An 18,244-nucleotide genomic window follows, 5' to 3' on the forward strand; every position below is an offset into this window, starting at 1 on the left:
ACCTTGTCCCGGAAGTCCGCGATGAGCTGTTCCGTGCGGGCCTGGCGGGCAGCGCGGGCATGCTCGTCTTCCGACTGGGCTTCTTCCAGCCGCTGGCGCTCGAGGGCGTTCTCGCGGAAAGTCTCGACCGCGCGGGCCATGTCGCCGATCTCGTCGCGGCGCTCGTCCATGCCGGCATCGACTGAGGTGTCGCCGGCGGCCAGCCTGCCCATCACGTCGGTGAGGCGTGCAACCGGGCGGGCAAGAGCACCTGCCCCCAGCCAGACGACCACGAGGACGACGCCCAGAAGGCCGACGCCAATGGCCAGCATCGTGTTACGCGCGGCCACGGCACCGGCGATCATTGCCGAACGCGGCACATCGATCATGACATACCAGCGCTCGGCAACGCCGGGAAACGACACCGGTATGGCCGCGATATAGCGCTCGCCCACCAGGTTCGAGGCTTCGCCGCTCTCGGAGGCACGGATCAGCTTCAGCACCTCGGCATTCTCGACCTTCTTGCCGAGCAGCGAGGCGTCGGAGGTGGAGACCCACAGATCGTCGCCGCCGATCAGCTTCACTTCGCCTTCGCCGAAGGGCTTGTTGGACGACATCTTATCGACGATGGCCGTGAGCGACAGATCGGAGGTGGCGATGCCGACCGGCTTGCCGTCCTTGCGCACGACCCAGCTGATGGTGGTCATCAGCACGTCCTTGCCGTCGATCGGGTAGGTGTAGGGCGGGGTCACCAGCGAGCGGTCCTCGCGCACCGGCATGTCGTACCAGCCCTCGGTACCCGCTTCCTTGGTCATCACCAGCTGCTCGACGGCCACCTTCTTGTCGGCGCCGAAGTAGAAATAGGGAACGAAGCGGCCGTTGGCATCGGAATACTTGTGGCCCTTGAAATCGGCATCGCGGCCGTCGAGCCCGTTCGGCTCGAACGCCAGCGTCATCCCGACCAGGGAGGGATTGCCCTCCACTGTGCGGATCATCATGTCGCCGAGCCGGTCGCGGTCGGTCATGCCGTTGGCGATCAGGCCTTCCACCGCGGCGGCAGTGGTTTGTGCAACGGTCAAAGACCGGGTGATGCCGCCCGAAACGTCATTGGCATAGGACGACAGCAACGCCTGTGCTTCTCGCTCGGCTGCCTTCTCGGCGGCCGACGACATGACCATCGAACCGACAAGGCTGACGCCGATGATGGAAACGGAAAACAGTGCGCCAGCACTGACCAGCAGCTTGTTTCGGATCGACAGATCGGAAAAACGCATTTCGAACCCCCTGAAGGCCAGTCGCGAATATCTCCGTCTTAGTGCCTATAGGGGTTCGCGTTACCATCGACTTAATCATCGGCATCTTTGTCGATTTCTTTCGCAAGCCGTTGAGCCGATGTCTTTTCTCCCAGATTGTGATCCGGCGAAGCCCTTTCCTCAAGTTGTTTTGCAGCGTTGCTGGCTTCAAGGGAGGATGCCTCTATGGCGCCGGCTATTGCCGGATCGCCTCCAGGTCGATGCGGACCGTGACCTCGTCGCCGACCAGCCCGTCCGCCACGGCATAGGTCATGCCGAAGTCGGAGCGTTTCAGCACGGTGCTTGCGCTGATGCCGACCACATAGGTTCCGCCGAAAGGATAGGGGCCGATCTTGTTGAGCGTGACATCGAGCGTTACCGGCCGCGTCACGCCGCGCAGCGTCAGGTCGCCGGTCACGGTTCCGCGCGTGTCCGTTTGCGGCTGTGCATCTGTCATCACGAAAGTGATGCTCGGGTGTGCTTCCGCGCTCAGGAAGTCGTCCGAGCGCAGATGGCCGTCGCGTTGCTCGTCGTTGGAAAAGACGCTGCCGGCTTCGATGGTGACCGACAGGTCCGAGAGCTCGCGCGTGTCCTCGTCATAGGTGAAGCCGCCTTCGCCCTTTAGGAACAGGCCCCAGGTCGGGGCGTAGCCGATGTGCATGGCGTTGAAGACGATGGAGAAGTGGCTCGGATCGATCCGATAGGCCCGCGGCTCGGCCTGGGCGGGCAGGGCAGTGGTCGTCAGGCTTGCGGCAAGAGCGGCGCAGGCGGCAATGCGGACAGGCTTGAATGACACCATGTGAGAACTCCTCCCTGATGATCCTCAAAGAAGCATATAGGCAGGCTGGCTGTATCAGCGAGGGGAGGGCGGCGAGCCGCCGTAGAAGGATGAGACGGAAGGTTCGGGTCAGTCGTTCCAAAGCCAGGCAGCGCCGCGGACGCCGGAACTGTCGCCATGCAACGCCTTGCGGACGGGTACGTCATACTGATCCGAGAAGACATGCCGGCTGATTTCCAGCGGCAGCACCTCGTAGAGTTCGTCGATATTCGACATGCCGCCGCCCAGCACGAAGACATCCGGATCGAGGATGTTGGCGACCATCGCCATCGCGCGCGCCAGCCGCGACACATAGCGCTCCAGATTGGCGGCAGCTTCCGGCTCTCCCGCCCGTGCCCGCTCCATGATCTCGTGGCCGGAGAGCGAGCGACCCGTTGCCTGCTGGTAGTCCCATTGGAAGCCCGTTCCCGAGCACCAGCGGTCGATGGTGCCGCGCTTGCCGGTCCAGCAGTCGGGGCCCGGAAACTCCTCGTCGGTCATCCACGGCACCGGGATGTTGCCCCATTCGCCGCCGATGCCGTTGCGGCCGCGATGTGCCCGCCCGTCGATGGCGATCCCTGAGCCGCAGCCCGTACCGATGATGATCGCATGTACCACATGCGCGCCCCTGCCGGCACCGTCCGTTGCCTCGGAGACCGCAAGGCAGTTGGCGTCGTTTTCGATGCGGACTGGCCGCACCAGCGCGGCCTCCAGGTCGCGGTCGAGCGGCATGCCGTTCATCCAGGTGGAATTTGCGTTCTTGACGAGACCGGTCGCCGGCGACAGCGAGCCGGGAATGCCGAAGCCGACCGTGCCGCGCCGGCCCGTTGCGGTTTCGGCTGCGTCAACGAGCCCGACAACAGCACGGATGCAGCCCTGATAGTCGTCACGCGGCGTCGGCACCCGCAGGCGGAAGCGCTCGGTGCCGTCGCGCTCCAGCGCGATGATCTCCATCTTGGTGCCGCCCCAGTCGATGCCGAGGCGAAGGTCGTCTCCCGCACCTGCCGTCATGTCAGCCCGTACCCGCCTCCTCGATCCGTTGCCGTGCCGCCAGTGCCTCCTCGAGGCGCGGCGCGGCCGCCACCAGAAGCCGCGTATAGGGATGGCGCGGATGGTCGAACACCCGCGCCGTCCGCCCGCGCTCGACGATCCGGCCGCCGTTCATCACCATCACGTCGTCGGTTATCGCGCGCACCACGCTGAGGTCGTGCGAGATGAAGAGATAAGCGAGCCCGTGCCGGGCCCTGAGGTCGGCGAAGAGGTCAAGGATCTGCGCGCGGATCGACACGTCGAGCGCGGAGACCGGCTCGTCGGCGATGATCAGCTTCGGGCGCGTGACCAGCGCTCTTGCGATGGCGATGCGCTGGCGCTGTCCGCCGGAGAACTCGTGCGGATACTTCGCCATGTCGGCTTCCGTCAGGCCGACTTCGGTCAAGGCCGCGGCGACCCGTTCCCTTGCCTCGCGCGCATCGATCTCGCCGCGCAGCAGATAGAGCGGTTCGGCGACCACGCGGCCGATGCGATGACGCGGATTGAAGCTGCCGTAGGGGTCCTGGAACACCACCTGCACGGCCCGGTGCACCACCTCGCGCGTTGCCCCGCGCGCCGAATGCGGATCCTGCCCCAGCACGGAGATAGCCCCGCCGTTCGGCGCCTCGAGCCCCAGCAGGGCACGTGCCAGCGTCGACTTTCCGCAGCCCGATTCCCCGACGAGCCCGACGCTCTGGCCGGGGCGGATGTCGAAGCTGACGCGGTTGACGGCAACCACCGGCGGGCTCTTGGCGAACAGGCTCGCGCGCGGCTGCGGATAGGCGCGCACCAGTTCGCGCACCGAAAGGATCGGCTGCAAGCCGTGATTGGCCGGGCTGTGCGCGGGTCCCTTCGCCCGCTTGGGCACATGGTTCGAGGCCGCCATCAGCGCCTTCGAATAGGGATGGCTGAGATTGGCGAACAGCGCGGCCGTGCGCCCGCTCTCCACGATCTCGCCGTTCTTCATGATCGACACCCGATCCGCCATTTCCGCCACCACGGCAAGGTCGTGGCTGATCAGCAGGCAGCCCATCTTCTCCGCTTCGACGATTTCGCGGATCAGGGCCAGGATCTGCGCCTGAATGGTGACGTCGAGCGCCGTCGTCGGCTCGTCGGCGATCAGAAGGTCCGGCTGGCAGGCGATCGCCATGGCGATCACCACGCGCTGCCGTTGGCCGCCCGACAGCTGATGGGGAAAGCGCTCCGGCGTCACCCGCGCGCGCGCCAGCCCCACCCGGTCGAGCAGCGCACGCACCCGCTCCATCGCCTGCGCCCGGGTCATCCGCATGTGCAGGACCAGCCCTTCGGCGATCTGCTGGCCGATGGTCTTTACCGGGTTGAGTGCGGTCATGGGCTCCTGGAAGACCATGCCGATGCGTCGGCCGCGCAGGCGGCACATCGCCGCCTCGCTCACCGACAGCACGTCCGCTCCGTCCAGCAGGATGCGCCCGCGCGCCTCGGCTCCGTGCGGCAGCAACTGCATCGCGGCAAGCGCGGTCATCGACTTGCCGGAGCCGGATTCGCCCACCAGCCCGAAGATCTCGCCGCGGCCTATCTCCAGAGAGACGCCTTCGAGGATCGGCTTCCCATGGATGTCGACGTCGAGTCCCTCGACCGCGAAGAAGCCGCTCATACCGTGCGTCTCTTCAGCCGCGGGTCGAGCAGGTCGCGCAAACCGTCGCCCATCAGGTTGAGCCCGAGTACGGTGACGACGATGGCCAGGCCCGGATAGAGCGCCAGGCTGGGCGCCAGTGCCATCATCGTCTGTGCCTCGTTCAGCATCCGCCCCCAGGAGGCGAGCGGCGGTTGCGCGCCGAGACCGACATAGGACAGACCGGCCTCGGCCAGGATGCCGAGCGAGAATTGAATTGTGCCCTGCACAATCAACAGGTTGGCGATGTTCGGCAGCACATGTTCGGCGATGATCCGCACCTCGCCCTTTCCGGCGACGCGGGCGGCGAGCACGAACTCGCGCGACTTCAGCGACAGCGCGCCGCCGCGCGCCACCCGCGCGAAGACGGGGATGTTGAAGATGCCGATGGCGAGGATCGCGTTGATCGCGCCGGGCCCCATGATCGCAGTGATCATCACCGCCGAAAGGAGCGCTGGAAACGCGAAGACGAGATCGTTCGCCCGCATCAACGTCTCGTCCAGCCAGCCGCCGCGCGCTGCCGCCAAAAGCCCCAACGGCACGCCGACGAGGATGCCGATCCCCACCGCCAGCAAGGCTACGGCGATGGACGTGCGCGCGCCCACCATCAGCATCGACACCATGTCGCGGCCGAACTGGTCGGTGCCCAGAAGATGCGCGGGCGAGGGGCCTTTCAGCCGGTCGGCGACCGACAGCACGTCGATGGGGTAGGGCGTCCACACCAACGAGATCAGCGCCGCCGCCAGCACGACGGCGACGATTGCCGCGCCCGCGACCAGCGTCTTGTGCTGCGCGGCGACGCGCAGTGCTCCGCGGCTTGCCATCGCTCAGCGCCTCCTCAGTCGAGGGTCGACGAGCGCATAGGCGAGGTCGACGAGAAAGGTCACGAGTATGACGCAGGCGACGAGCAGCACGATGACGCTCTTCACCACGATCAGGTCGCGCTGGGTGATCGCCTGGAAGATCAGCCGTCCGAGGCCGGGCAGGTAGAACACGTTCTCGATGATGATCGTGCCGGCGATGAGAAACGAGAACTGCAGGCCGAGGATCGTCAGCACCGGGATCAGCGCGTTGCGCACCGCGTGCTTCCACAGCACCGCGCGCCGGGTCAGCCCCTTGGCGCGCGCCGTGCGCACATAGTCCTCGTGCAGCGCATCGATCAGCGAGGAGCGCATGACGCGGGCGAGGATCGCCGCCTGCGGCAGCGCCAGCGCGATGGCCGGCAGCAGCAGCGCCTTCAGCGCCGGCCACAGCCCGGCCTCCCAGCCGGGAAAGCCGCCGGAGGGCACCAGCCGCAGCGTCACCGCGAAGACGAAGACCAGCAGCATGGCGAACCAGAAGTTCGGCACGGCGATGCCGACCTGAGTCAGCGCCATGATCCCGCCGTCCTGCCAGCCGCCGCGCTTGGAGGCGGCATAGACGCCGACGGGAATCGCAATCGCGGTCGACAGCGCCAGCGCCAGCAGCGCAAGCGGCAGCGAGACGGTGATGCGCGCGGCGACGAGATCGGCCACCGGCACGGAATAGGTGTAGCTGGTGCCGAGATCGCCGGTGGCAAAGCCTGCAACCCAGCTCGCGTAGCGCTCCCAGGCGGGCCGGTCTAGGCCGAGTTGGTCGCGCAGCGCGGCGAGCGTGTCGTCCTGTGCGTTGATGCCGAGCATCACCTGCGCCGGGTCGCCCGGCACCACCTCCAGCACCAGGAACACGACCGCGGTCGCGACGATCAGGGTCGCGAAGAGACCGGCAAAGCGTTTGGCGGCGTGGACCAGCATCGGGAGAGGCGGCTCCGAGGAGAGAATCTGTCGACACGCCAACGCTATAGGGGAAGAGCCCGACGGAAAAGGGGGAGGTGACGGCGGAACGTTCGAACCTGGTCGTTGCACCCTCGTCATTTTCAGCGATTTCAGGGGTGCATGGCGCGCACGAGCGGATTAATCTCTGCCTCCCGATCCGCTTGCCGGCCCGGCCGTCCCGATTGCAGGCGGCCCGCCCGAGAACACTGCAACGAACAATCCCTTGGGAGGATACATGACGATCTGGAGCAAACTCGCCATTGCCGGCCTCGCCGCGCTCGTGCCGCTGTCCGCATCCGCCGAGACGCGCGTGACCTACAAGTCTGCCTCCGCCGGCACCTCCTACTACCAGATGGGCGTGCAGATCGCCGAGGCGATCAAGGCCGGCACAGACGGGGGCATCATCGTCACGCTGGAGGAAAGCCAGGGCTCGGTCCAGAACGTGATGGAAGCGGCCATTCGGCCGGGCAACTACGTCTTCACCACGCCTCCCGGCCTCGTCGGTCTGGCGCAGGGCGCCAAGGGTCCGTTCGACGGCAAGGGCAATCCGAAGTTCGACGAGATCCGCGCGCTCTTCCCGATCCCCTCGCTGACGATGCATTTCGTCATGTCGACGGAGAGCGGCGTGACCGACTTTGCCGGTATGGAAGGCAAGAACATCCTGATCGGCAAGGGCTCCTTCGGCGCAACGGAAGGCGCCAAGTATCTCGAGCTCTTCGGGCTGAAGGACAAGGTCAACCTCGCCGACGTGGAACTGTCCAACGCGGGCGCTGCGCTGAAGAACGGCCAGATCGACGGCTTCGTGACGGCCGGCTCCTGGCCGGCGCCGAATGTCATCGAGGCGGCCGCCGGCACCGGCGTGACGCTGCTCTCGCTCTCCGACGAGCAGGTCGCCGAGACGAAGCGCACCCGTACGGTGATCCCGGCCGGCACCTATGCCGGTCAGGACAAGGACGTCGTCACCACTTCGCTCGACGTGGTCGCCTTCGCCAGCACCGCGATGGACGATGAAACCGCCTATCAGATGACCAAGACGTTCTGGGAGCAGAAGGAAAAGATGAGCGCCGATGCGCCGTGGTGGAAGGGCGTGACGACCGACATGCTCGCCAGCATTCCCGGCAAGATCCATCCGGGTGCGCAGCGCTACTATGCGGAAAAGGGCGTTGCCCTGACCGACGCGCAGAAGTAAGCGCTCATCAGCCAGCGTCTGGAGCCGGCGACAGGGCCGGCCATCTTCCAGACCGACGCGGTTCCGGCCCGGACATCTGTCCGGGCCGATGCCTTTTCCCCTCGAAGTTTTCGTTTCCGGCTCGGTGCCGGCAGTTCACCAGGACGGCGTTCATGTCTCTTTCGGCCCGGCTTTTCTGGGCAGCGCTCGGCGCGCTGTCCATCGGCTTCCACCTCTGGCTGGTCTTCACCGGCCTGGTGCCAAACCTGGTCAGCCGGCCTTTGCACATGGCTCTCGCGATTCCCTTCGTCTTCGTGCTGATGGCGCGCTCGCCGTTCCAGCGCTGGACCGGCCTGCCGTTGGCTGCCGTCGGCATCGCCGCGTGCCTTTGGGTCGCCTGGTACCATGACAGGCTCGGCGACCAATACGGTTTTCTCGCGGACGACGGGCAACTCGCCATTGCCCTTGCCCTGCTTTTCGTCACGCTGGAGATGGCGCGCCGGGCCATCGGGTGGCCGCTGCCCCTTGTCGCTGCGATTGCGCTCGCCTATGCGGTCTGGGGCGAGGCGATCCCTGGCGAATTCGGCCATCCCGGCCTGCCGATGGCCAGCCTCTTCGGCACGCTGACGATTGCCGAGGGTGCCCTGTGGGGCAAGCTCACCGGCGTTTCGGTCTCGGTCGTCGCCATCTTCGTCATCTTCGGCGCGGTGCTGAATGCCGGCGAGGCCGGCCAGGGGTTCATGAATGTGGCGGCGGCCGCCGCAGGCCGCCTGCGCGGCGGCGCGGCCAAGGTCTCGGTGATCTCCTCCGCGCTGTTCGGGTCGATTTCCGGTTCGGCCTCCGCCAATGTCGCCTCCACCGGCGCCATCACCCTGCCGGCGATGACCCGGCTCGGCTATCCGCGCTCGCTCGCGGGCGCGGTCGAGGCGGTCGCCTCCTCTGGCGGCCAGATCATGCCGCCGCTGATGGGGGCGGGCGCCTTCGTGATGGTCGAACTGACCGGCACGCCCTATTCGGACATCATGATGGCCGCGCTCCTGCCGGCCTTTCTCTATTTCCTTGCCGTGTGGGTCGGCATCGACGCTTTCTCCTTCCGCCATGTGCTGAAGGGTATCGCGCCGGAAGACCGGCCGGCCCTGCGCGCAGTCGTCATCACCTCCGCCTTCTTCCTCGTGCCGTTCTCGATCCTGCTGTGGGGCATGTTCGGCCTCAAGGTGACGCCGCAATATGCCGCCTCGCTGGCGATCCTCGCCGGTGCGCTGCTCTTGACGCTCGATGCCCGCCTGACGTTCGACTGGCGCCGAACGCTGCTGCGGCTGGAGGACGCGGCGGTGAATTCCGGCCGGCAGATCGCCACAATCGCGGCGATCATCCTGTGCGCCTCCATCATCATCGGCGTGCTCGGGCTGACCGGCCTCGGGGTCAAGATCACCTCGCTGATCCTGTCCGGTTCCGGCGGCTTGCTATGGCCGGCGCTGCTGCTCACCGCGCTCGCCTGCCTCATCCTGGGCATGGAGGTGCCGACCACGGCCGCCTATGTAATCTGTGTTTCGGTCGCGGGCCCCGCGCTCACCGCGCTCGGCGTTCCGGTGCTGCAGGCGCATCTCTTCGTGTTCTGGTACGCGCTGCTGTCGACCATCACGCCGCCGGTCTGCGGCGCGGTCTTCATCGCCGCCGGCATGGTCGGGGAGAACTGGCTGAAGGTCGCCGCCTCGGCCATGGCGCTCGGCCTCGGGCTCTATCTCGTGCCGCTCGGCATGATCGCCAATCCGGACCTGATCGCGCTTGCCGCGGATCCCGCCATGGCGCTGCTCGCCACGGTCAAGGTCGGTGCGGCCCTGTCCGCCATCTCCTTCGGCGTCATCGCCCCGATCAATCCGCTGCTGCGCGCCGGGCTCGTTGCGGGTGGCGGCGTGCTGCTCTTCATCTAGCGAGTGCCCGCAGCGGCGCAATGAAAAGGGGCGGGGCCTTGCGGCCACCGCCCCTCGTCGTTTCTGCTGGCCGTCAGGTCGGGATTATTCCCAATAGACGCCGGTCAGGTCGTTCGCCTGGATCGGCGAGTTGACCCACATGCCCTTGAGGTTGGCGCTCCACACACCGGCCTTGGCCAGTTGGAACAGGAACACGTTGACCGCATCCTCGGCGATGATCCGCTGGGCATCGCCCAGCAACTTGTAGCGCGCCTCGTCTTCCACCGTCGTCGCAAGCTCGGCCATCACCCTGTCGAAGGCCTCGCTGTCATACTGGAAATAGTAGTCCTTGCGGCCGTAGATGTTGATGTCCATCGGCTCGGTATGGGAGATGATGGTGAAGTCGAAGTCCTTGCCCTTGAAGACTTCCGCCAGCCACTGCGCCCATTCCAGCGGAACCAGCTCCAGCTCGATGCCGATCTTCTTCAGGTCGGAGGCGATCAGCTCGCCGCCGCGGCGGGCATAGGTCGGCGGCGGCAGCTTCAGGGTCGCCTTGAACCCGTCCGGATAGCCGGCCTCGGCCAGCAGCGTCTTCGCCTTGTCGAGGTCGAGCGGGTAGGTGCCCGTCAGGTCCACATAGGCCGGGTGATGCGGGGCGAAATGGCTGCCGATCGGCGTGCCGTTGCCGAACATCGCGCCGTCGATCACCGCCTGGCGGTCGACCGCATGGGAGATCGCTCGGCGCACCCGCACGTCGGCGAGCGGCCCCTTCTTGTTGTTCATGGCGAGGATGGTCTCGCCCTCGGTCGAACCCACGGCCACGGTGAAGCGCGGATCGGCGGCCAGCATCGGCAGGTTCTCGGTCGCCTGGAAATTCGGGAAGGCGTCGATGTCGCCGGCCATCAGCGCGGCCAGTTCGGCCGCGGGGTCGGAGACGATGCGGAACGTCGCCCGGTCGAGCTGTGCGGGTTCGCCCCAGTATTCGAGGTTTTTGGCCAGCTCGATGCGGTCGCCCTGCACCCACTGGACCAGCTTGAACGGGCCGGTGCCGATGGGCTTGGAGGTGTTGGAAGAGGCGGTCTCCTCCGCCACCATCGCCGCATCGCCCCAGCCCAGATTGAACAGGAACGCGCCGTTCGGCTTCTTCAAGGTGACCTTGAGCGTCAGCGGGTCGACGACCTCGACCTCCTCGATGCCCTCGAACAGCGGCTTCTGCGCATTGGTGCTGAACTCGCCGCGCGCCCGGTCGAGCGAGAACTTGGCATCGTTGGCGTCGAAGTCGGTACCGTCATGGAACTTCACGCCCTCCTGGAGGTCGAACGTGTAGGTCAGCCCGTCCTGCGAAACCTCCCAGCTCTTCGCGAGCCAGGGCTTGATTGCGCCTTCCGCATCGATCCGCGTCAGCCCTTCGAAGATATTGGCGTAGGTGATCTCGTCGATGGCGGCTGCCGCGCCCCCCGTCGGGTCGAGGTGTGGCGGCTCCAGCCGCACGCCGATATTGACGTCGGTGCGGATCATCTGCGCAGCTGCCGGAGTGATGTGGGCGGTTGCCGCCAGCATCGCCGCAAGGGCGGTGGCGAGCACGCCGCGCCGGGTGAAACGTCCAGTCATGCCTGAGGCCTCCCGTTCTTTTGCACGTCCTTCGCCCCTCCGGCCACCGGAGGGGCGGGTTCTCTTCACGCATGTGCGGTGCACACTAGCGCGCCATTCCCAGCAATGCCATGGTCGCCTGGGCCATCACCTTGGCGCTGTCGACCATGTCGTCGATGCCGACGAACTCGTCCGGCCGGTGGGCCATGTCGAGAATGCCGGGGCCATAGGCGATGCAGTCGTGCAGGTGGCCGATGCGGGCGATGTGCTTCTGGTCGTAGGAGCCGGGCGAGATCACGTAGTCGGGGCTCTTTGCCAGCACCTCTCGGATGCCGTCCGCCACCGCCCGCACGACCGGGGCGTCGCGGTCGGTCATGGTCGGGATCACCTCCATCAGGTCACGGATGCGATAGTCGAAGTTCTGGCGCGTGCGCGTCAGGTCGTCGAGGATCGACATGACCTCGTCCTTGACCTCGTCGAGGCTCTCCTCGATCAGGTAGCGCCGGTCGATGACCATGCGGCAGCTGTCGGGAACGCAAGGAGAGGGCAGCCCGTCGAAGCCTTCCGGCTGGCCGCCATGGACCGAGTTGATATTCAGCGTCGAGGAGCGCGCGCCCTCCGGAACCACCGGCATGTCGGTGTGCTTGGCGGCAAGCTTGGGGAAGAGCTCGGTCTCGAACCGGTCGAGCACCGCCCCCATGTGGCGCACCGCGCAGTCGCCCAGGAACGGCATCGAGCCATGGGCGATGGAGCCCTTGGTCTCGATCTCCGCCCACCACACGCCGCGATGGCCGAGACAGATGCGGTCCTTGTTCAGCGGCTCGGGGATGATCACGTGGTCGACGCGCGGCTTGGAGAACATGCCGAGGCGGGCAAGATAGGCAACGCCGCCGAAGCCGCCGGATTCCTCGTCCACCGTGCCGGAGATCTCGATGGCGCCGGGAAAGTCCGGCATAGCCTCCAGCAGCGCCTCCACCGCGATGATCGAGGCGGCGAGCCCGCCCTTCATGTCGCAGGCGCCGCGGCCATAGACCTTGCCGTCCTTCACCTCGCCGCCGAACGGGTCGAAGGTCCACCCGTGGCCTGCCTCCACCACGTCGATATGCGAGTTGAAATGCACGCAAGGCCCCGGCCGGCGTCCCTCGATACGGGCGACCACATTGGTGCGCGGATAGCGGGCACTGTCGCCGGGCGTGTCTTCCGCCCGGATGTAGCGCACCTGGAAGCCGCGCCGCGCCAGCCGGTTACCGATCAGTTCGGCGCAAGGCGTATAGGCCTCGCCCGGCGGGTTGATGGTGGGAATACGGATGAGGTCCTGCGTCAGCGCGACGACGTCGTCCCGCTTGTCCTCGACGCGTCTAAAAAGCGCCTCCAGCATGTGGTCTCCCGTGATAGGACTTGAATTGCGCAACCGGTGGTGTCGGGACGGCATCGTGCCTCAGGGCGCACCCGGTTTCCAGCGCATCCGCAAGGCAGGCCTTGCGGGATTTTCGGGCAGATCGCCCGGCAGGAGCGGCAATGGCGAAAGACGCGGCGTCACGCGGTGGGGCCCGGCCGAAAAAATCGATCCTGCCTCCGCTCGTGCGCGGGGCGGCGGGGCCGGGCGCGTCCTTGCTCACCGCGATGAACCGTCGCCGGCTTCTCGCCAGGGTCCTGATTCTGCTGACGATCGGCAGCGGCCTTGCCGCCGGGGCGCTGCTTTTTCCGCGCACGCCTGCCGAGCCGCCGACCCCTGTGGAGGCAGATCCGCCCGATCCCTTCGCCGGTCTTTCGCCGCGCCTGCGCGCCCGCCTTCTCGACGAAGCACCCGATGCCGCGCTCGAGCAGCCCGCCTCCTTCAAGCGCGTGTTCGGCGGTGATCCGCGCGATCTGTGCAAGGCGATCTCCACGCTCGGCGTGCCCATGTCGGAATGGCGGCTCGATCCCTTCGTCGCCGGCTTCTGGTACTGCGTCAGCGACCTCGCGGTGATCGGCCGCGCGACGCCGGACGGGGCGCGCTCCTCGCTTTTCGTCAACCTGCGCGGCCAGTCGGAAAGCGCGCTCAATACCGTGCGCATCAAGCTCAACGGCGACAACCCACAGACGGCGCCGGCCGCTCGCGCCGCCCTGATGCGCGTGCTGGACGCTGTGGGCGAGCGCTACGGCTGGCCCTGGCCGCCGGAGTTCCGGGCGGCCATCGAACAGGGCGGGGAGGTCGAGTTGGAGCAGTTCGGCATGCGCCTGCGTGTGCTGCCGGAAGATGCGCAACTGACGGGCGACGCAGCCTCCGTCGTCCGCCTCAACGTTATCCTCGATTTTCCGGTGGTCGACCTGGTGGCACCGGCGGAGATGTTCGCGCCCTTCGCCTGGGAGGGAAGCGCGAGGGAGCGCCGCCGCAACCGCCCGGTCGGCGGTGCGACGCTGCGCACCCCTCCTTCCGGCGACATCATCTTCAGCGCGCCGGAGGAGGAGACGGAAGGCGAGCGGCCGCCGCTCAATGGCCGGGAAGGGGAATGAACTCCTCCGCGTCGCCCGGCACCGTGTCGAAGCGCATCTGCTTCCAGTCTTCCTTGGCCTGGTCGATCCGCTCCTTCGAGGAGGAGACGAAGTTCCACCAGATGTAGCGGGGCCCGTCCATCGGCTCTCCGCCCAGCACCAGGAAGCGCGCCGGCAGGCTGCCGGTTGCCCGCACTGTGATGTTGTCGCCGGGCTTGAACACCAGCAACTGGCCTTCCTCGAAGCTCTCGCCGGCGATCTCGATGGTGCCGCCGACCGTATAGATCGCGCGCTCCTCGTGGGTGGCGTCGACCGGCATGGTGCGGCCCGGCTCCAGCGTCACATCGGCGTAGATCGTCTCCGAAGCGGTCTTCACCGGCGAGCGCGCGCCGAATATCTCGCCCGCGATCACCCGCACGCTGATGCCGTGATCCTCCAGGAAGGGCAGCGCCTCGCGGTCGACATGCTCGAAGGCCGGAGCGGTCTCTTCCGCATGCTTGGGCAGCGCCACCCAGCTCTGGATGCCGAAGAGCTTGCGCTTGTGTCCCTTCATATGCGGGTCCTCGCGCTCGGAATGGACGATGCCTCTGCCCGCGGTCATCCAGTTCAGCTCGCCCGGACGGATCGCCAGGTCCGAGCCGAGGCTGTCGCGGTGGTGGATCTCGCCCTCGAACAAGTAGGTCACGGTCGCAAGGCCGATATGCGGATGCGGCCGCACATCGATGCCGCCAGTCTCCAGGAATTCGGCCGGTCCCATCTGGTCGAAGAAGATGAAGGGGCCGACCATCTGCCGCTTCGGCGAGGGCAGGGCGCGCCGCACCTCGAAGCCGCCGAGGTCTCGGGCACGCGGCACGATCACCGTTTCGATCAGGTCGCAGGCGCCGGCATCGCCGGGCGTGGGGTCGAGGTCGGGCATCCAGGTCATCGGCAGGTCTCCCTCTGGCGGACTTGTCCTCCTGGGGACAAGCGGCTGGTCACGGGGCGCCGCCGGAACCGGCAGCAGCCGTTCAGGGTCTCGCCATTCCGCTCGGAATGCAAGGCACTGCCACCGAGATACCCCATGCTGGATCTCGCGCTAGGTGCGGCTGGCGCGACACAGCGTTCGCGCAAGCGGAACCCCTAGCCTGCACCGCGGGGTTTCCAACGTCTCGTGGCAAATATGTCTTGAATACACTCTATCGAGAGTCGCACCTCTATGGGAAATTCAAGAGTATTTTTCTAAGCTGTAGTCCCGTCACCTCGCTGCAATGCTCCGCTGCTAACCAGCCGAAAATTTGGTCTCAGGGTTCTGGCGATGCCTCTCAACGTGCTTCTCATCACCGCCGACCAGTGGCGCGGCGACTGTCTCGGCCTCGCCGGTCATCCGGTCGTGCGCACGCCCAACATCGATGCCCTGGCGCGCGAGGCGGTGTATTTCTCCCGCCATTACTGCCAGGCCGCGCCTTGCGCGCCGGCGCGGGCCTGCCTCTATACCGGCCTCTACCAGATGACCAATCGGGTGGTGCGCAACGGCACGCCGCTCGATGCGCGGCACGACACCATCGCGCTCGCTGCCCGCCGGGCGGGTTACGATCCGACGCTGTTCGGCTATACGGATCAGTCCGTCGACCCGCGCACGGTCACCGGCGACGATCCCTGGCTGCGCACCTATGAGGGCATCCTGCCGGGCATGAGCGTGCGCGTGCGCGTGCCGGAGGATCACGGCCCCTGGCTCTCCTGGCTGGCGTCTCGCGGGTACGAACTGCCCGATCCGCCGCAGGACATGTGGCTGCCGGTCGATGGTCCCGCCGATCCGCCGACGGGCCGCCCGGCCCGCTATTCGGCGGAGGAGACCGAGACCGCCTTCCTTGTCGACGAGTTCCTGCGCTGGCTCGGTGAGGTAGAGAGCGCTCCGCCCGCCCGCGCCAAGGCCGGCGGACGTCCCTGGTTCGCCCATCTGAGCTTCATCCGCCCGCACCCGCCCTTCATCGTGCCGGAGCCTTACGCCTCCATGTACGATCCGGCCGACGGGCCGGGCTTCCTCGGTGCGGCAACGCCGGACGCGGCGTCCAGCCTGCATCCCTTCCTCGCCTACGCCATCGAGCAGCAGGACAAGTCGCATTTCGTTTGGGGGGCGAGGGGCAAGGTGCGCGACTGGGACGAAGCCGTGCGCCGGCAGATGCGCGCCACCTATTGGGGCATGGTTTCGGAGGTGGACGCGCAGATCGGCCGCATCGTCGCCGAGCTCAAGGCGCGCGGCGAGTGGGACAATACCCTGGTCGTGCTCACCGCCGACCACGGCGAGATGATGGGCGACCACCAGCTCTTTTCCAAGCTTGGCTTCTACGATCAGGCCTATCACATCCCGCTGATCGTTCGCGATCCGCGCAAGAGCGAGGGCCATGGCCGCACGGTCGAGGCCTTCACCGAATCCGTCGACATCATGCCGACGGTGCTGGAGGCCATTGGCGCGACCTGCCCGCCGTGGCTGGACGGCGCGCCGCTGACCGCCTTCCTGGAAGGGGGCGTTCCGGCCGAATGGCGCGATGCGGCGCACTGGGAGTACGATTTCCGCGAGGTCGCGACCGGCGAGGCGCAGGCTGCTCTCGGCCTGTCGCTCGATGCCTGCTCCATGAGCGTCATTCGCGATGCGGACGTGAAATACGTCCACTTCGCCGGCCTGCCGCCGCTGCTCTTCGACCTTGCCGCCGACCCGCACGAGACGCGCAATGTCGCGGGCGACCCGGCCTATGCCTCGCTGCGGCTGCACTATGCGGAAAAGATGCTGTCCTGGCGCGCGCGCCATCTCGACCGTCGCCTGACCGGTATCGAGCTGACCGAGGACGGCCCGGTCGACGCGCGGGGCGGCTGACCGGCGGGCATCACGCGGAGGCGGGGGCCCGCTCGGCCTCGGCCGGGTGCTCCTGCGTCGCCATCTCGCCGGCGGGAGCGGGATTGGGGCGGCACATGCCGGCCAGCGACTGGCAGACCGGCCAGCGGTCGGTATTGCCGAGCGCCGTGACCTCGCGCACCACGTCGGCCATGGTCTCGCGCAGCCAGCGATGCGCCGGCTCGGCGTCGTCGCGCCCGTGCCAGATCAGCGACACGGTGAAGTCGTCCAGTTCCACCGGCGGCTCGAAGATCTCCAGGTCCAGCGCTTCCGCCTTGGCCAGCGCGATACGCGCCGGCAGGCAGGCGACGAGGTCGGCCTTGGCGACCGCATAGGGCGCCATGATGAACTGCGGCAGCGTCAGGAACACCCGGCGCGACAGGCCGCGATTGGCAAGCTCCCGATCCAGCGAGCCGCCGGTGGCGTTGCGCGGCGTCACCAGTACGTGCTCGGCCGCCACGAACTGTTCCAGCGTCGGCCCCTGCGGGCCGAAGCGCCCGCGCCGGGCGATCCCCACCAGCCGGTCCGAATAGAGCGGCATTGCCCGGTGGCGCGCCTCCAACTCGCCGGCAACGCCGATGGCCATGTCGATCTCGCCGTCGTCCAGCATTGGCGTCATGCCCGCGGCGCGGGAGTTCTTGATATGCAGGTCGAGCTTGGGGGCCCCATTGCGGAACCGCAGGATCAGCGCTTCCAGCAGCACCGCCATCGAATTGTCGGTCATCGCGATGCGCACCGCCCGGTCGAGGCTGCACGGGTCGAAGGCGAGCGCCGGCGCGATGGCCTCCTCGATCCGCCGCAACGCCTCCGACAGCGGCATGGCCAGCGACTGCGCCCGCGCGGTCGGCTCCATGCCGCGCCCCGAGCGCACGAAGAGTTCGTCGTCGAACAGCGCCCGCAGCCGCGACAGCGCGTTCGACATGGCCGGTTGCGACAGCCCGATGCGGCGCGCAGCGCGTGTGACGTTACGCTCGCTCATGAGAGCGTCGAACGCCACCAGTAGGTTGAGGTCGACCGAGGATATATTCATCTCGTCAATGTTCCCGGATATCCAAAATCAATTGGACGATAGGTGGATCGTGACCCACTTAAGGTCGCGTAGCAATCGCGCAAGTCCCGTCTCCCGGCTTTTTGCGTTTCTTCGGGTGGAAGAAGGCAGGGAGAGGGGACTGGTGCGATCCAGCCAATCCCGTTCATCAGGAGGGACGGATGATCCGATTGAACATCAACGGCGAGGATCGCGAGATCGACGTCGACGCCGACACGCCGCTGCTCTGGGTTCTGCGCGACGAACTCGGCATGACCGGCACCAAATACGGCTGCGGCATCGCCGCCTGCGGTGCCTGCACCGTCCATCTCGACGGCATGGCCGTTCGCTCCTGCCAGACCATGGCGAGCGATGCGGAAGGTATGGCCATCGTCACCATCGAGGGTGTCGACGGCAAGGCGGCCTCGGCCGTCCAGGCCGCGTGGCGCGAGCTCGAGGTGCCGCAATGTGGCTACTGCCAGTCCGGCCAGATCCTGGCCGCCACTGCGCTTCTGGCCGAGACGCCGAAGCCGTCCGACGAGGACATCGACATGGCGATGAGCGGCAATGTCTGTCGCTGTGCCACCTACACCCGTATCCGTGCGGCGATCCATCGCGCTGCCGAGACGATGGAGGGCTGAGCT

The 18,244-nt window shown here is 67.0% G+C and carries 15 protein-coding genes; 5 read left to right on the top strand and 10 right to left on the bottom strand.

Annotated elements, in window-relative coordinates:
* The 6 genes from MNI96_RS17465 to MNI96_RS17490 all read right to left on the bottom strand — a co-directional run.
* Window positions 1-1,253 (bottom strand): cache domain-containing protein (locus tag MNI96_RS17465; RefSeq protein WP_249695222.1); only part of this gene is annotated, 1,253 nt, incomplete at its 3' end.
* A gap of 214 nt (window positions 1,254-1,467) precedes the next feature.
* Window positions 1,468-2,070 carry a YceI family protein gene (locus MNI96_RS17470; protein ID WP_249695223.1) on the bottom strand — a complete coding sequence of 201 codons (603 nt, stop codon included), beginning with the start codon at window positions 2,068-2,070 and terminating at the stop codon, window positions 1,468-1,470.
* 108 nt (window positions 2,071-2,178) lie between these two features.
* The gene (locus MNI96_RS17475) at window positions 2,179-3,099 is read right to left on the bottom strand and encodes an ROK family protein (RefSeq protein ID WP_249695224.1); all 921 of its coding nucleotides are present in this window, start codon (window positions 3,097-3,099) and stop codon (window positions 2,179-2,181) included.
* A gap of 1 nt (window position 3,100) precedes the next feature.
* The gene (locus tag MNI96_RS17480; RefSeq protein ID WP_249695225.1) at window positions 3,101-4,750 is read right to left on the bottom strand and encodes an ABC transporter ATP-binding protein; all 1,650 of its coding nucleotides are present in this window, start codon (window positions 4,748-4,750) and stop codon (window positions 3,101-3,103) included.
* On the bottom strand, window positions 4,747-5,592 hold the full coding sequence (locus MNI96_RS17485; RefSeq protein ID WP_249695226.1) for an ABC transporter permease: 846 nt from the start codon (window positions 5,590-5,592) through the stop codon (window positions 4,747-4,749). Before MNI96_RS17485 ends, MNI96_RS17480 begins: the two co-directional genes overlap by 4 nt.
* Before the next feature lie 3 nt (window positions 5,593-5,595).
* Window positions 5,596-6,540, bottom strand: a complete 945-nt coding sequence (locus tag MNI96_RS17490; protein ID WP_249695227.1) for an ABC transporter permease — start codon at window positions 6,538-6,540, stop codon at window positions 5,596-5,598.
* 256 nt (window positions 6,541-6,796) lie between these two features.
* Between MNI96_RS17490 and MNI96_RS17495 the strand changes: the two genes are divergently transcribed.
* Together MNI96_RS17495 and MNI96_RS17500 are read left to right on the top strand one after the other, a co-directional pair.
* Window positions 6,797-7,750, top strand: a complete 954-nt coding sequence (locus MNI96_RS17495) for a TAXI family TRAP transporter solute-binding subunit (protein WP_249695228.1) — start codon at window positions 6,797-6,799, stop codon at window positions 7,748-7,750.
* Between the two features lie 152 nt (window positions 7,751-7,902).
* Window positions 7,903-9,660: a TRAP transporter permease gene (locus MNI96_RS17500; protein ID WP_249695229.1), complete on the top strand. Its 1,758-nt coding sequence runs from the start codon at window positions 7,903-7,905 to the stop codon at window positions 9,658-9,660.
* Between the two features lie 84 nt (window positions 9,661-9,744).
* On the opposite strand, the gene MNI96_RS17505 is transcribed toward MNI96_RS17500, so the two are convergent.
* Window positions 9,745-11,250 (bottom strand): ABC transporter substrate-binding protein, encoded by a 1,506-nt coding sequence (locus tag MNI96_RS17505; protein ID WP_502960356.1) that lies wholly within the window; start codon window positions 11,248-11,250, stop codon window positions 9,745-9,747.
* Between the two features lie 85 nt (window positions 11,251-11,335).
* Complete coding sequence (locus MNI96_RS17510; protein ID WP_158195707.1) at window positions 11,336-12,607, bottom strand: acetylornithine deacetylase/succinyl-diaminopimelate desuccinylase family protein; 1,272 nt, start codon at window positions 12,605-12,607, stop codon at window positions 11,336-11,338.
* 140 nt (window positions 12,608-12,747) lie between these two features.
* On the opposite strand from MNI96_RS17510, the gene MNI96_RS17515 reads away from it, so the two are divergent.
* Window positions 12,748-13,725: a DUF6030 family protein gene (locus MNI96_RS17515; RefSeq protein ID WP_249695230.1), complete on the top strand. Its 978-nt coding sequence runs from the start codon at window positions 12,748-12,750 to the stop codon at window positions 13,723-13,725.
* On the opposite strand, the gene MNI96_RS17520 is transcribed toward MNI96_RS17515, so the two are convergent.
* A complete protein-coding gene (locus MNI96_RS17520) occupies window positions 13,703-14,629 on the bottom strand; it encodes a pirin family protein (protein WP_249695231.1) in 927 nt (308 codons plus the stop codon). The genes MNI96_RS17515 and MNI96_RS17520 overlap by 23 nt on opposite strands.
* Before the next feature lie 369 nt (window positions 14,630-14,998).
* On the opposite strand from MNI96_RS17520, the gene MNI96_RS17525 reads away from it, so the two are divergent.
* Window positions 14,999-16,555, top strand: a complete 1,557-nt coding sequence (locus MNI96_RS17525) for an alkaline phosphatase family protein (protein WP_249695232.1) — start codon at window positions 14,999-15,001, stop codon at window positions 16,553-16,555.
* 10 nt (window positions 16,556-16,565) lie between these two features.
* Here MNI96_RS17525 and MNI96_RS17530 read toward each other — a convergent pair whose 3' ends face one another.
* Entirely contained in the window at window positions 16,566-17,603 is a 1,038-nt protein-coding gene (locus MNI96_RS17530) for a LysR family transcriptional regulator (RefSeq protein ID WP_249695233.1), read from the bottom strand.
* Between the two features lie 179 nt (window positions 17,604-17,782).
* Here MNI96_RS17530 and MNI96_RS17535 point away from each other — a divergent pair, with 179 nt between their 5' ends.
* The gene (locus MNI96_RS17535; RefSeq protein WP_249695235.1) at window positions 17,783-18,241 is read left to right on the top strand and encodes a (2Fe-2S)-binding protein; all 459 of its coding nucleotides are present in this window, start codon (window positions 17,783-17,785) and stop codon (window positions 18,239-18,241) included.
* Window positions 18,242-18,244: the final 3 nt, after the last annotated feature.

Source organism: Stappia sp. WLB 29 (genome assembly GCF_023507705.1).
Taxonomy (GTDB): Bacteria; Pseudomonadota; Alphaproteobacteria; order Rhizobiales; family Stappiaceae; genus Stappia.

Coding starts and splice junctions, on each gene's coding strand:
- MNI96_RS17470 (WP_249695223.1), bottom strand. CDS start 2,070: ATGGTGTCATTCAAGCCTGTCCGCATTGCCGCCTGCGCCGCTCTTGCC.
- MNI96_RS17475 (WP_249695224.1), bottom strand. CDS start 3,099: ATGACGGCAGGTGCGGGAGACGACCTTCGCCTCGGCATCGACTGGGGC.
- MNI96_RS17480 (WP_249695225.1), bottom strand. CDS start 4,750: ATGAGCGGCTTCTTCGCGGTCGAGGGACTCGACGTCGACATCCATGGG.
- MNI96_RS17485 (WP_249695226.1), bottom strand. CDS start 5,592: ATGGCAAGCCGCGGAGCACTGCGCGTCGCCGCGCAGCACAAGACGCTG.
- MNI96_RS17490 (WP_249695227.1), bottom strand. CDS start 6,540: ATGCTGGTCCACGCCGCCAAACGCTTTGCCGGTCTCTTCGCGACCCTG.
- MNI96_RS17495 (WP_249695228.1), top strand. CDS start 6,797: ATGACGATCTGGAGCAAACTCGCCATTGCCGGCCTCGCCGCGCTCGTG.
- MNI96_RS17500 (WP_249695229.1), top strand. CDS start 7,903: ATGTCTCTTTCGGCCCGGCTTTTCTGGGCAGCGCTCGGCGCGCTGTCC.
- MNI96_RS17505 (WP_502960356.1), bottom strand. CDS start 11,250: ATGACTGGACGTTTCACCCGGCGCGGCGTGCTCGCCACCGCCCTTGCG.
- MNI96_RS17510 (WP_158195707.1), bottom strand. CDS start 12,607: ATGCTGGAGGCGCTTTTTAGACGCGTCGAGGACAAGCGGGACGACGTC.
- MNI96_RS17515 (WP_249695230.1), top strand. CDS start 12,748: ATGGCGAAAGACGCGGCGTCACGCGGTGGGGCCCGGCCGAAAAAATCG.
- MNI96_RS17520 (WP_249695231.1), bottom strand. CDS start 14,629: ATGACCTGGATGCCCGACCTCGACCCCACGCCCGGCGATGCCGGCGCC.
- MNI96_RS17525 (WP_249695232.1), top strand. CDS start 14,999: ATGCCTCTCAACGTGCTTCTCATCACCGCCGACCAGTGGCGCGGCGAC.
- MNI96_RS17530 (WP_249695233.1), bottom strand. CDS start 17,603: ATGAATATATCCTCGGTCGACCTCAACCTACTGGTGGCGTTCGACGCT.
- MNI96_RS17535 (WP_249695235.1), top strand. CDS start 17,783: ATGATCCGATTGAACATCAACGGCGAGGATCGCGAGATCGACGTCGAC.